This is a genomic window from Prolixibacter denitrificans, assembly GCF_003014495.1.
Lineage (GTDB): Bacteria > Bacteroidota > Bacteroidia > Bacteroidales > Prolixibacteraceae > Prolixibacter > Prolixibacter denitrificans.
On the sequence record NZ_PYGC01000002.1, the window covers coordinates 699,434 to 713,841 of the forward strand.

Genomic DNA, 14,408 nt, shown 5'->3' on the forward strand with positions numbered 1-14,408 from the left:
GGTTATTGTTTCGTTATGCAAATTAATCAACTTACCCCGTAACTGCCCGGTCGAACCGCTGAAATCACGGATAGTAGCGAACGAAAGCTTCGATGGCTTCGTATTCGGCCATTCCCAACTGATTGTATAGTTCGGCTGTGGCATGGTTCCGGTCTTCGGCACGTTGCCAGAATTCGCGGTCGTCATTTCCCATGAACATCGCCCCTTCTTTTTGCGACTGGTGACGGAAAATCGCTTCCCGCTTTTTGAGCAACTCCTGCGGGCTGATAGGCACAGCCATTTCAATCTGGTCGATATCCCATTCAGCCCAGGCACCGCGGTACAACCAGATCCAGCATTCCTGCATCCAATCTTCGTCTTTCAACTGCTCCAGTGCAATCAGGATAGCGTCGAGGCAGACCCGGTGCGTTCCGTGTGGGTCCGACAGGTCGCCGGCGGCAAATATCTGGTGGGGCTTGATTTCGTTGAGGTAATCCATCACGATGCGTACATCCTTTTCCCCGATAGGTGCTTTCTGGGCTTTTCCGGTTTCGTAAAACGGAAGATCGAGGAAGTGAACATTTTTGCTTCGTACCCCTGAATAACGACAGGCGGCTTTTGCTTCCATCCGCCGTATAAGACTTTTCAGTTTTCGAAGTTCGGGCAGGTCGATGTCACCTTCCTCTTTTTCGTTTAGATGAGTAACGAGTTTATCGTACATCGCTTTTTGTTTTTCGTTGCCCTCGTCGATGTAGTTGGAGAAAGAATTATGGAACGAGATGAACCGGGTGGCATATTCATCGGAAACAGCCACATTACCGGAAACCTGGTAAGCGACATGCACATCGTGGCCCTGGTCAGCCAGACGAATTAGCGTTCCGCCCATGGAAATTACGTCGTCGTCGGGGTGCGGACTGAAAACAACTACGCGTTTTTGAGCTGGTTCGGCTCTTTCGGGCCGGCGCGAATCGTCGGCGTTGGGTTTTCCTCCGGGCCAACCGGTGATGGTTGACTGCAGGTCGTTGAACACCTTGATATTTAATCCATAGGCTGAGCCGAAAATGACAATCAAATCACTTAAACCATTATCGTTGTAATCTTTATCAGTCAGCTTCAGAATGGGCTTTTCCGTTTTCTGGCATAACCATACCACTGCTTTGCGAACCAGGCGTTCATCGTCCCAATCGCACGAACCTACTAACCACGGAGTTTTTACCCGGATAAGTTCGCTTGCCGCGCTGGAATCGAGAATGAATTTCGCTTCGGGATGATTTTGCAGGAAAGAAGCCGGTAACAATGGTGTCACGTTGCCTTCCACTGCTTTTTTGATGATGGAGGCCTTATTCTCGCCCAGTGCAACCAAGATTACTTTCTTCGCATTCATAATCGTGCTAACTCCCATCGTAATGGCCCGTTGCGGTACATTCCGGATGCCGTTGAAGGAGTTAGCTGCATCGCGGCGTGTCAGTGTATCCAGTACAATGATGCGTGTGCGCGAATTGGAACGGGCTCCCGGCTCATTGAATCCGATGTGACCCGTGCGTCCAATTCCTAATAACTGTATATCGATGCCGCCGGCATTCTTAATCTTTTCTTCGTATTTCATGCAGAAATCGTGTACCTGGTCGAGCGGAATGTTTCCTGCCGGGATGTGAATGTTTTCCGGTAGGATATCGATATGGTCGAACAGGTTTTTGTGCATGAAGTGGTGATAGCTATGACTAGAAGACGGGTCCATCGGGAAATATTCGTCCAGGTTGAACGATACGACATTTTGAAAACTGAGTCCCTCTTCTTTGTGCATCCTGACCAGCTCTTTATATACGCCAAGCGGTGTCGAGCCTGTGGCCAATCCTAAAATACATTGTTTATTTTCAGCTTGTTTTTCCTTAATAAGGGTTGCGATTTCTTTCGCCACAGCGACAGAAGCGTCTGTTGCTTCTTTGTAAATATATGCCGGGGCATTCTCATATTTGGTCAGAAGTTCTCTCTCTGTTGGATTTTCAGCGGGAAATAGATTTTCGTCTGCAAAAAGACTGTCGGGTGATTGAAGTTTCTTGCTTAAGTCCATGGTTTCTTTCTTAAATTTAAATGAGTTTCAAAAATATAATCAATTGATGATTGATGCAAGATTGGTAATACATGTTATATAATATGTCTTAATGTATTATTTTTTTATTATATATTTGGTGCATGAAAATGATTGCAGACAGTGGATCGACAAAAACAGCCTGGCGCCTGATTGACGCAGAAGGAGGAGTTCAATCGGTTGAAACCGAGGGATTGAATCCTTTTTATCAGGAGTCGGCAGAAATGGTCGCCACATTGAAGGAAAGTTTGCTCCCATATATAAAAGGACGGGTGAATGAAGTGTTTTTTTATGGCGCAGGATGTGCAAATGAGGAAAAATGTGCCATCGTAAGCAACGCATTACGCGAAGTTTTTCCCGGTTCAACTATCGAAGTTGCCAGCGATTTGGTTGGCGCGGCTCACGCTGTCTGCGGACATGAATCGGGGATTGCCTGCATCTTGGGAACGGGCTCGAACTCGTGTTACTACGATGGAGAAGAAGTGAAGCTAAATGTTTCTCCACTGGGATTGATTCTGGGAGACGAAGGAAGCGGCGGTGTAATTGGTCGGAAAGTGGTTGCCGATTATTTGAAGGAGATGATGCCGGGCTATCTTAGGGAAAAGTTCGAAGAAATGTATCATCTTTCAGCTCCTGAAATTATGGATCGGGTCTATCGAAAACCCTATCCTAATCGTTTTCTCGCTCAGTTTACCCGTTTTTTGAGTGAAAACATTACAGAACCTTATTGCAGTCAGCTTGTAGAGGAGAGTTTTCGTGAATTTGTTCAGCGAAACCTGGTGCATTATCCTAACTACAAGAGTTTGCCGGTGAATTTTGCCGGGTCGGTTGCCTGGTATTTCTCCGAGCAACTGGAGAAAGTTTTAAAAGAAGAGGGCCTTAACCCGGGACGCATTGTGCGCGATCCGATTGAGGCATTGGTTGATTATCATAGTTAAAAATTTGCTTTACCTGGCTTAATTCCGGGATTGAAAAAAACGAAAATGAGTATAACGGAATCAGAATCGCTTTATAACGATCTTGAAAAGAAGAGTGTGCGTGAGTTGCTGGAGTCAATTCATGAAGAGGATCGCAAGGTTCTCCCGGCTGTACAGAAAACCATTCCACAAATCGAAGCGTTAGTAACGGCGGTTGCTCCGCGAATGAAAAAAGGTGGCCGATTGTTTTATGTCGGAGCCGGAACCAGTGGACGGTTGGGTATTCTCGATGCGTCGGAAATTCCCCCAACTTACGGGGTTGGTTATGATTTGGTTATCGGTTTGATTGCCGGAGGAGATACAGCCATTCGCAAAGCTGTGGAGTCAGCTGAAGATAACGAGGCGATGGGCTGGGAAGATTTGCAAAAATATCACCTCACCGAAATGGATACCATTGTAGGTATCGCCGCCTCCGGAAGAACACCTTATGTAGTAGGTGCTTTGAAAAAAGCGCGCGAAAACAATATTCTTACTGCTTGCGTAACCAGTAATCCCAACAGCGAGATGGCTAAGCATGCCGATATTGCGATTGAAGCCGTTGTTGGCCCTGAGTTCGTAACCGGAAGCACCCGCATGAAATCCGGTACAGCACAAAAATTAATTCTGAATATGATCACAACCACGCTGATGATTCAGCTGGGAAAAGTGAAAGGTAACAAGATGGTTAATATGCAATTAACCAATAAAAAACTGATAGAGCGCGGAACCCGAATGATTATGGAAGAGTTAGGACTGGAACAGGATAAAGCCAGGAATCTCTTGCTCATACACGGTTCTGTGAAGAAAGCGCTCGACGAATACCGTAAATAGCTAGGTTATATTTTGACTTATAGTTTGAAAGTTTTTTGAGTTCTCATTTTTAATCAGTCCGAAGGGTGTAATCCTCCGGAAAGGGTGAGTTATATGCCTTTTCATGAAAGGACGGAGGGAGAAATATACCCCTAGGCTAAATTTTAAAATCTAAACTACTAGTACCATGAGACGTTTTCTATTGCTTGTGGCAGCCATGATGGTTGCCTTCTCATCGGTTGCCCAAAAGAGGACTGTAACCGGGATGGTCACTGACCAAAGCGGTGCGCCGCTTCCCGGTGTAAACATTGTCGTCAAGGGCACCACTAATGGTACCATCACCGACTTTGATGGTAAGTATCAGTTGGATGCGAAAGCATCGGATGTACTGAAATTCTCATTCCTGGGATATATTCCTCAGGAAATTCCTGCCTCCAACAGTGTGATTAACGTACAACTGAAAGAGGATACCAAATCACTCGACGAAGTTGTGGTCGTCGGTTATGGTACCCAGAAAAAAAGTGACATTACCGGGGCTGTGGCTTCGGTGAGCGCTGATGACCTTAAAGGCCAGCCGGTCTCTTCAGTTGACCAGGCTCTCCAGGGACGCGTAGCCGGCGTTCAGATTACCTCCAATTCCGGAGCTCCCGGTGGTTCTATTTCTGTCCGCGTTCGCGGAATCGGAACGATTAACGATGCCGATCCGTTGTACGTTGTCGATGGCCTTCCTGTTGGTAACATCAACTTTTTGAACCCGAATGATATTGCTTCGGTAGAAATTTTGAAAGATGCTTCGGCTTCTGCTATTTATGGTTCAAGAGGTGCTAACGGTGTGGTTTTGATTACCACGAAAAAAGGTAAGTTGAATTCTAAAGCCAGTGTAAATCTTGATGTTTACTATGGTGTACAGAAAGTAATCAACAACTGGAAAACCACTACCGGTCCGGAGTGGTACAGCATTCAGCAAGAGCTGAACAAGACGCGTACCAGCCCTATCGATCTTTCACTGGTCGACAAAAACCAGAACACCGATTGGTTCAATGCCATTACACGTGTAGCTCCTATGCAGAACTACAATTTCGGTGTAACCGGAGGTAGCAAGGCAATGACTTACGCGCTGAGCATCGGTCACCTGAACCAGGAAGGTACGGTTGAAGGAAGTAGCTTCGAACGTACGACCGGTAAATTGAATGTCGATTACCAGGTTTCTAAACGATTTAAAATCGGTACAAACCTGAATATCGAGCACAGTAAGAAATACTCCATCAGCGAGGAAAACTACCACGTGGGAGTAATTAATACAGCGATTAAGATTGAGCCGGTAATTCCGGTATGGAAGGACAAAGCCAATCATGTGTATGATTATTCCAAGTTTACCGACTATCCGAACCCGGTAGCAGCGATTCAGTATGACAACAGTCATTCAGAAAAACTGCAGCTGGTAGGAAACGTGTATGGTGAGCTGGAACTGGCGAAAGGTTTGAAGGCAAAAACCAGTTTTGGTCAGAGTAGCTACCGGACCGATTCCTACAACTTCACTCCGGTTTACTCGGTCAACATTAACCAGCAGAATCTGGTTAACAAAGTGTATCGGGGTTACAACCGTGGCGATTACTGGTCATGGGAAAACACCCTGAACTACGATGGTACGTTTGGAAAACACAGCCTGTCAGCACTGGCTGGTTACACCATGGAAGAAGGAAACTACGAATGGTTCTCTGCTTCGAAAACCAATATTCCGAACGAAGATCCTTCGATGTGGTATCTCGATGCTGCAGCCGACGGCGATTTGGCATCCGGTAGTGCATCGTCCGTTTCCATGATGTCTTTCCTCGGACGTATCAACTATTCGTATGACAACAAATATCTGGCAACGGTAAACTTCCGTGCTGATGCTTCTTCTAAGTTCCCGAAAGAAAATCGTTGGGGATATTTCCCGTCTGTAGCACTTGGATGGAAAATCTCAAAAGAGTCTTTCCTGGAGAATGCAACCTGGTTGACCAACCTGAAACTGCGTGCCGGTTGGGGACAAATTGGTAACCAGAATATCGGAAGCTATCCTTATCAGGAAACAATGAACGGTAACTCACAGTACCGCTACCTCTTCGGAATGACTCCGACCATCGATCAGGGTTATGTTGTAACCGGAATGGTTGACCAGTCTATCAAATGGGAAACGGTTGAATCATTGAACTTTGGTGTTGATGCATCATTCTTCGACGACCGTTTGCAAACAACCATCGACTGGTATAACAAGAAAACCAAGGACATGCTCGTTAACGTGCCGATTCCTTACTACTATGGTTACGAGAGCGGACCGACTTCTAACGTAGGTTCGGTGAAAAACAACGGTCTTGAGGTTTCTGTGAGCTATCGCGATCGGATTTCAAACAAGCTTTCTTACAATGTAGGCTTCAACATTGCTACCGTGAAGAATGAAGTACTCAGTCTGGGTAATGGTGAGCCAATTGCCGGAGGTTACTATTATGGTGGTAACGCAACCCGCACGGAAGAAGGCGAGCCTATCGGATACTTCTACGGATATAAAACCGATGGCGTTTTCCAGTCACAGCAGGAAATTAACAATGCACCGGTTCAGGAAGGAAGTAGCAATGAAGATTTGAAACCCGGTGACCTGAAGTTTGTCGATGTGAACGGAGATGGTGTTGTAAACGATGAGGATAAAACTTATCTGGGAAGCCCGATTCCGAAATTTACTTATGGTTTCAACCTGGGTATTACATACGGAGCTTTTGATCTTAGCGCATTTGTTCAGGGATCACAGGGTAATAAAATCTTCAATGCAATGAAGACACACCTGTATAACTTCGACGAAACAAATAAGTCGACAGATATGCTGAACTCATGGACTCCGAGCAATACCAACACGGATATGCCTCGTCTGAACGGTAATGACAAGAACAACACCAACCGTACTTCTGACCGGTTTGTGGAAGATGGTTCATATGCCCGTCTGAAGAACATCACGCTGGGATACACACTTCCTAAATCGTTGGTTCAGAAAGCAGGTATTGCTTCATTGCGGTTCTATGTGTCAGGTCAGAACCTGGTTACCATTACCAACTATTCAGGTGCGGATCCGGAAATCGGACAGAATTCAACTACGAACTATCTGAGTCGCGGTGTTGATATTGGTACCTACCCGCAGGCGCAGACCTATGTATTCGGTGTAAAACTGGGATTCTAATTGAATAAGGATTTATTGTTATGAAAATTTCATTAAAGACATATACAAAGGCATTGCTTATTGGATGCCTTAGCTTGTCGGTCATGAGTTGTTCGGACTTTCTCGACAAGAAAAAGCTGGGACAGGAAACCTCTGAGGTTTACTTCAACAGCCAGGATAAAGCTATCCACTCCGTTACGGCTGCCTATTCCGACTTGAAAGACTATCGTTTCGGTTGGTTTCAGTGGGCCTTCGGTGAAACATTGAGTGATAATGCCATCTACAGTGGTTCTGACGGCGATAGTGGCGGGTTCCAGCCATTGAAAGATTTCAATGGTACGGCCGACATGTATCAGGTTCGGTATAAGTGGGAGTTGTGCTACCGCGGAATTAACAAATCCAATCAGGCTATCGAAGGAATCCAGGCGATGAACGACGACTTGTTCACCACGCCGGGCCTGAAAAAACGACTGATTGCAGAAGCACGTTTCCTTCGCGCTTACTATCACTGGAATCTGGTCATTGCATTTGGAAAAGTTCCGATTGTGGATCACCTGATTAAAACAGCAGATGAGAAGATTGCTCCTTCTTCTATTTCGGATGTATACGATTTTATCGCATCGGACCTGGAAGCTGCTGAAGCCGATCTTCCGCTGAAGAGCGAATATGCTGCCTCTGACATTGGCCGTGCAACCAAAGGTGCTGCCGACGCTTTCCTGGCAAAGGTGAATCTTTACCGGAAAAACTGGGCAGATGCAGCTAAATGGTCGAAAAAGATCATCGATTCCGGCGAATACCAGTTGGATCCCAACTATGCGCATCAGTTCTCTTTCGATGGCGAAAACGGAATGGAATCGATTTTCGAAATCCAGTTCTACGATTCACCAACCGAAACTTCGGCGTATCGTAACAACGGTAACTTCCAGACACTGTTCCAGCTGCCGCGTAACATCACCTACGGTTACGGTATCAACCAGCCGACTAAGAACTTGTACAACGCCTTCATGGCTGAAAACGATACAGTTCGTATGCAGGCAACGTTGTTGGATACAACAGAGGTATTCCACAACGAGCTGGCTGATCTGTACACAGCTCTCGATCAGGCTGAACAAAGCGGTGACCAGGCGGCTATCGACCAGGCACAAGCTGATTTGGCTGCTGGAAAAACCAAGCTCACTTTCGACCGTACCGGTTTCTACAACCAGAAGATTTATGTAGATCCGGCACATCGCGCTGTCCATATCCGTAACAATGGAAACAATACCCGCGTGATGCGTTACGCTGAGGTTCTGTTAATGTATGCTGAAGCAGAATATCATTTAGGAAATGAATCTGAAGCATTGGCGAAAATGAATATGGTTCGCGAACGGGTGAATCTTCCTGATAAGAATGTATCAGGCGATGCACTGCTCCAGGCCATTTACACTGAGCGTCGTCTCGAACTGGCGATGGAAAACGACCGGTATCCTGATTTGGTTCGTACCGGACGTGCCAACATTTTGCCCAACTGGACAAAAGCACACGAATACTGGCCGGTACCACAGGCTGAGGTGGATATTACATCAGGTGATGTTCCTCAGAACCCAGGTTATACGACTGGTGGTAACTAAAATAGTTTAACGTTTTTTCATAGATGAAATAAAAGCCGGGGGATGGCAGGCAGGCTTATACTATCTGCCGCTTCCGGCTTTTTTTAAGCAATTAAGTCGTTGAGGAAAAGGAGGTTTGTCTTTTATGATTGCTCTTTTTCTGCGATATTTGAATAAACCGTATCAATTCCCTTTATCTCACGGCGGTTGAGTTTTTCTGCCAGCTCGCTGAAATCGCCGGAAGCTTGTAACAAATAAAGTTACCAACGCATGAAAATTCTTCTGCTTAGCACGCTGATTTTCTTTATGATTGTTCCCGCCAGGGCGCAGTCATATTACAACAAGGAGAAAGTTAACACCTTGCCTGGTAAGGTGAAAAGAGCTTATCGCCGGACCAGCCGTTACCTCGACGATGCGGTCAAAGGTGACTTCAAATATACCCCGCCTGAACGTTCGAAAATTGATACCCTCTTCTTTAGTGGCGATACACTCGTTATTCAATTCAAAGATGAATTTGGTTACAAAACCCTGCGTACTTTGCAGGTGAAAGATATTTATGCTCAGCTGGACGATAAGCTGAGAGGATTGGCCCGGCGCCATCCCGTAAAAGTGGTGGTGAAAGGCTACCAACTTTCGCGCCTGGTGCCCAATTACTACCGTGAAGACAAAGATCCTTTGCGACTAATGCCTGACAGTCTAAATCAACCCATCCATGTTCAGGATATTTCGAAACCCTACCGCATTACTGAAGGATTGAACCATCGCCACATTGCTTTGTGGAACAGTCACGGATGGTATTACAATAACAAAAAGGATCGTTGGGAATGGCAGCGCGCACCGGTGTTTACGACCGTAGAAGACGTGCTACCAACATCATTTGTGCTTCCGTTTCTCGTTCCGATGCTCGAAAATGCAGGCGCCAATGTGTACCTTCCGCGAGAGCGCGATACGCAACCTCATGAGGTTATTGTCGATAATCAGGACTCTTCCTACCGGGAAGAGGCTTACCAAAATAAATTTACAACCGGCGAAGGAACCGGATTTGGTGTAGGAACACCGCCTTATGTAGCAGGACAAAATCCATTTCAGAAAGGGGATTACAGAGTTTTAAATCTCGAACCCGGTTCAAAAGCGCAAGTCAGCTGGACACCCAATATTCCCGCTGAAGGGAAGTATGCCGTGTATGTTTCCTATAAAACGTTACCGAATAGTTCGGATAAAGCGCATTACGAGGTGCGCCATGCAGGCGGAACCACTCACTTTGTTGTCGACCAGCAAATGGGCGGAAGTACCTGGGTGTACCTCGGAACTTTTCAGTTTAAAAAAGGAACGGACCCGGCACAAGGTAGCGTAACTTTACTTGCGAATGGTGTAAAAGGCGAAGTCCTTACGGCAGACGCTGTCCGTTTTGGCGGGGGAATGGGAAATGTTGCGCGTGGCGGGAAAGTGAGTGGTCGTCCCCGCTGGACGGAAGGCGCCCGCTATTATCTGCAGTATTGCGGTTTCCCGGATTCGTTGACCTATAGCTTCAACGAAGGACAGAACGATTATGTGGATGATTACCGCAGTCGCGCCCGTTGGGTAAATTACCTGCACGGCGGAAAATACATGGAGCCCTGGATTACGAAAGAGAAAAACGTTCCGGGTGAACACATCCCAATCGATTTGAGCCTGGCTTTCCATACCGATGCCGGTCATCACCTGGGAACAGATACCATTGTGGGAACACTCGCCATTTACAGCACCCGTGACGCAGAATTTAATAAGAAGTATCCCGACGGTCGCAGCCGGTTGACGAATCGCGACTTTGCCGATATGTTGTCCACTCAGATTGTGAGTGATATCCGGGCGAACGAGCAGCCCAACTGGACGCAGCGTGAGTTGTGGGACAAACGGTACAGCGAAGCTACCTATGCAACGATTCCGTCAGCATTGTTGGAACTGCTGTCGCACCAAAACCTGGGTGACATGATTTCAGGAAATGACCCGGAATTCCGGTTTGTGGTGGCACGCGCCATTTACAAATCGATGCTGAAATTCCTGGCGACTTATCACGAAGTTCCATATATCGTGCAGCCGTTGCCGGTTGATGCTTTCAGTGCCAAACTGGATAGCGGTAAAACAGAACTTTCGTGGCACCCGGTGGACGATCCGTTGGAGCCGACAGCCAAGCCGAAACAGTATGTGGTGTATACCCGAATTGGCGACAGTGGATGGGATAACGGTGTGCTGGTCGATCAGCCGGAATACAAAACGCCGGCTTTGGAGCAGGGCAAAATTTATAGTTACAAAATCACCGCAGTGAACGAAGGAGGCGAGAGCTTCCCTTCCAACATCCTGTCGGTTTGTAACAATGGAAGTGATACGACCGTGATGGTGGTCGATGCATTCGATCGCGTTTCGGCCCCGGAAGTGATCAATCAAGGTAACTTTACCGGTTTTGCCGGATGGCTTGACGAAGGTGTGGCCTGGGGTAATGACCTTTCGACCATCGGTTCACAATACAATTTCAATCAATTGATGCCGTGGATCGATAACGATGAGCCGGGACATGGTGCCAGTTACCAGAACCGTACGGCGATGTTACCGCTGGGAAATAATTTCGATCATGTGTACAGTCATGGAGTTGCCATTCAGGAAGCCGGTTACAATTTCGTTTCCTGCAGCCGAAAAACATTGGAAAACGGAACCGTTTCCCTCACGGGATATCCAATGGTTGACGTGATTTTTGGTGAAGAGAAAACCACCGAAAAACCGGGTGGCGTTGAAAAATATACGTTGTTTACGCCCGAAATGCAGAAAGCACTGACCGATTATTGCAGTTCGCCATCGGCCCGCTTGTTCATCAGTGGCGCCTATGTGGGAAGTGACTCATTCGAGTCGGAACACCGCGATGTGACCGAAGAGGAGAAGAATTTTGTACGAAATGTCCTCGGCTACTTTGGACGAACCGATCATGCTACAGATTCACCTCTGGTGAAAGCCACTACAGGCAGCCCGCTTCCGGCATTCGACGGCAAGTTTGGATTCAATATGGAATACCGTCCGGATATGTACCGGGTGGAATCGCCCGATGCCATCGAACCGGCCGACAGCACCGGAACGACCATTCTGCGGTATGTTGCCAACAATAAGAGTGCGGCAGTAGCCTGCGATAAAGGTTATCGGGTAGTGACGCTCGGCTTCCCGTTTGAAACGATTACGACTCCGGAGCAACGTGCTGTGGTGATGAAAGAGATACTTGGTTATTTACGGAAGAAATAATTAGATACAATGAACAAATTTTGGTTTATCCTTTTGCTGGCCTTTTTGGCCGCTTGTTCTTCTCCTGCTGAACAGGAGAATGTGCAAAAAATAATTTCCTCGGTACAGGAAAAATATGCGCCCGATCACCGGGAGGCGCTTTTTCAGGTGACTTCGGAAAAGAAAGGTGATGAGGTCATTTTAAAAGGGGAAACGAATTTACCCGATGCGAAGTTCGAATTGATGAACACGCTCGGTGATAACGGAGTGAAAACGGTCGATTCCATCGAGGTGCTTCCGCAAAAACAGTTGGGCGATCGCAATTGGGCGCTGGTCAATCTGTCGGTGGCGAATATTCGCAGTAACCCGAGACACTCGGCGGAATTAGCCACACAGGCGCTTTTAGGAACGCCGGTCAGGGTACTGAAAAAACACCATGGATGGTATTACATCCAAACACCTGATAACTACCTGGGATGGGTCGACAGTTGGGGCATTCATCGTGAAAACGAAGCCGGGATGAACCAGTGGCGAAATGCCAAACGGGTCATCTTTACCGCTGATTATGGTTTGATACGCACCCAACCCGATGCAACCAGTCAGCCGGTTTCGGATGTGGTAATGGGCTGTATTTTGGAACAAACGGCAACAAACGGCAAGTATGCAGAGGTGAGTTTCCCGGATGGAAGAAAAGGATATTTGCCGCAGTCCGAATTAAGAAATTTCACCGAATGGGAAAATACTGTCAAGCCCGACCGGGCTGCGATTTGCAAGCTGGCACACCTGTTTGTCGGGCGTCCGTACCTGTGGGGAGGAACTTCACCCAAAGCGATGGATTGCAGTGGATTTGTGAAAACCGTCTACTTTAATTTCGGTATCATTCTGGCCCGCGACGCATCGCTGATGGTTAGGCATGGCAAACCAGTTACACTGAAAAACGCTAAGCCGGGAGACCTGCTTTTCTTCGGATACCACGGGAAAAAAGGACCGCGCGTTACTCATACCGGATTGTATCTGGGTGATATGAATATCGAGCATTCCGCGGGTCGGGTACGCTTAAATAGTCTCGACAGCACCAAAAGCAATTACTTCACATACGCTCCCGGTTACATGGTCGGTATGCGCGATGTGATTGATTCCATTGATACCAAAGGGATTGTTTCTGTAAAAAACCATCCCTGGTATTAATCGTTCAAACCAACTAACAAAAAAACGTCTAATGCAAACGAACCGTCGTAACTTTCTAAAGGCGGGATTGCTGACCGGAGCCGGCGTAGCAGCTGCTCCCGTTTTGCAGTCGTGCCAGTCAACTGAAAAGAGAAATAACATGAAGCCTGGTGACCGACTTGAATTTAGTTTTCAACCATACGAATTGCAGCTGAAACACGTATTTACGCTGGCTTCTTCGTCGCGGACCACTACCCCGGTGATGCTGACGAAAATCCGGTTTGGTGATTACGTGGGCTATGGCGAAGCATCGATGCCGCCGTACCTGGGCGAATCGCACGAAACGGCTGCTGCCTTCTATCGCAAGTTAAATCTGACGCAGTTCAACGACCCGATGCGGATGGAGGAGATTATCGATTATGTCGATAACATCGCTCCCGGAAACCATGCGGCCAAGTGTTCCATCGATATCGCATTGCACGATTTGGTTGGGAAGATGCTCGACGAGCCGTGGTACCGCTTGTGGGGATTTTCGAAGGAAAAAGCGCCGTCTACCTCTTTTACCATTGGTATTGATACACCGGAAGTGGTGAAGGAAAAAACCCGTGAGGCCGCCGGCTTCAATATCCTGAAGATAAAATTGGGGCGCGGAACCGATCGCGAAATCATCAAAGCGGTGCGCTCGGTAACCGATGTGCCGGTTTGTGTTGATGTGAATCAAGGGTGGAAAGACAAGCAGGAAGCGCTCGATATGGTTCATTTTCTGAATGAGAACGGCTGCGTGTTTGTCGAACAACCAATGCCGAAGGATCAACCGGACGATGTGGCCTGGTTAACGGCCAACAGCCCGTTGCCGATTATGGCGGATGAGGCAGTTCAGGACCTGGCTGACATGAAAAAAATATACGGCGTCTATTCCGGCGTGAACATCAAGCTCGAGAAATGCGGCGGTTTGCGTCATGCACACATGATGATGAACACAGCCCGCACCCTCGATATGAAGGTGATGATTGGCTGTATGACGGCTACTTCATGTGCGGTGACTGCCGGTGCACAGCTTTCGCCGTTTGTCGATTGGGCCGATCTGGACGGTAACCTGCTCATCAAAAACGATGTGTTCGAAGGCCTGAAAGTGGAGAATGGAAAAATTGTTCTGCCTGACGCGCCGGGTATTGGCATTCAAAAAGTCTCTGATATCGATATTTAGGATTTGTATAAGCCGGGAGTATGATGCATCAATTTTAATAGCGCATCTAAACTACTAAAGGAGAACCTGTTGAGAATGGATGCTAATTTAAGTCCCCTTTAGGGGATTTAGGGGTGACAAATTTTTCTGACATCGAGATATAAGATCTTTTTTTGGGGTTAATTGAGAGGGCGCGGGGTAG

General features: G+C 47.2%; 8 protein-coding genes. 7 read left to right on the plus strand and 1 reads right to left on the minus strand.

The features are described from left to right. Positions 1–64 precede the first annotated feature (64 nt). Entirely contained in the window at positions 65–2,050 is a 1,986-nt protein-coding gene (gene nagB / locus CLV93_RS06630; protein WP_106541372.1) for a glucosamine-6-phosphate deaminase, read from the minus strand. Positions 2,051–2,172: 122 nt separating this feature from the next. On the opposite strand from nagB, the gene CLV93_RS06635 reads away from it, so the two are divergent. The 7 genes from CLV93_RS06635 (at position 2,173) to CLV93_RS06665 (ending at position 14,227) form a co-directional block, all read left to right on the plus strand. After that, the gene (locus CLV93_RS06635) at positions 2,173–3,006 is read left to right on the plus strand and encodes an ATPase (protein WP_106541373.1); all 834 of its coding nucleotides are present in this window, start codon (positions 2,173–2,175) and stop codon (positions 3,004–3,006) included. Positions 3,007–3,051: 45 nt separating this feature from the next. Further along, the gene (gene murQ, locus CLV93_RS06640; protein ID WP_106541374.1) at positions 3,052–3,855 is read left to right on the plus strand and encodes an N-acetylmuramic acid 6-phosphate etherase; all 804 of its coding nucleotides are present in this window, start codon (positions 3,052–3,054) and stop codon (positions 3,853–3,855) included. A gap of 166 nt (positions 3,856–4,021) precedes the next feature. Continuing rightward, positions 4,022–7,042: a SusC/RagA family TonB-linked outer membrane protein gene (locus tag CLV93_RS06645; protein WP_106541375.1), complete on the plus strand. Its 3,021-nt coding sequence runs from the start codon at positions 4,022–4,024 to the stop codon at positions 7,040–7,042. Between the two features lie 20 nt (positions 7,043–7,062). Then, a complete protein-coding gene (locus CLV93_RS06650) occupies positions 7,063–8,631 on the plus strand; it encodes a RagB/SusD family nutrient uptake outer membrane protein (RefSeq protein ID WP_106541376.1) in 1,569 nt (522 codons plus the stop codon). Between the two features lie 249 nt (positions 8,632–8,880). After that, entirely contained in the window at positions 8,881–11,874 is a 2,994-nt protein-coding gene (locus CLV93_RS06655) for a golvesin C-terminal-like domain-containing protein (RefSeq protein ID WP_146141967.1), read from the plus strand. A gap of 9 nt (positions 11,875–11,883) precedes the next feature. Continuing rightward, positions 11,884–13,041 (plus strand): C40 family peptidase, encoded by a 1,158-nt coding sequence (locus CLV93_RS06660; RefSeq protein WP_106541378.1) that lies wholly within the window; start codon positions 11,884–11,886, stop codon positions 13,039–13,041. Between the two features lie 31 nt (positions 13,042–13,072). Next, complete coding sequence (locus CLV93_RS06665; protein WP_106541379.1) at positions 13,073–14,227, plus strand: enolase C-terminal domain-like protein; 1,155 nt, start codon at positions 13,073–13,075, stop codon at positions 14,225–14,227. Positions 14,228–14,408: the final 181 nt, after the last annotated feature.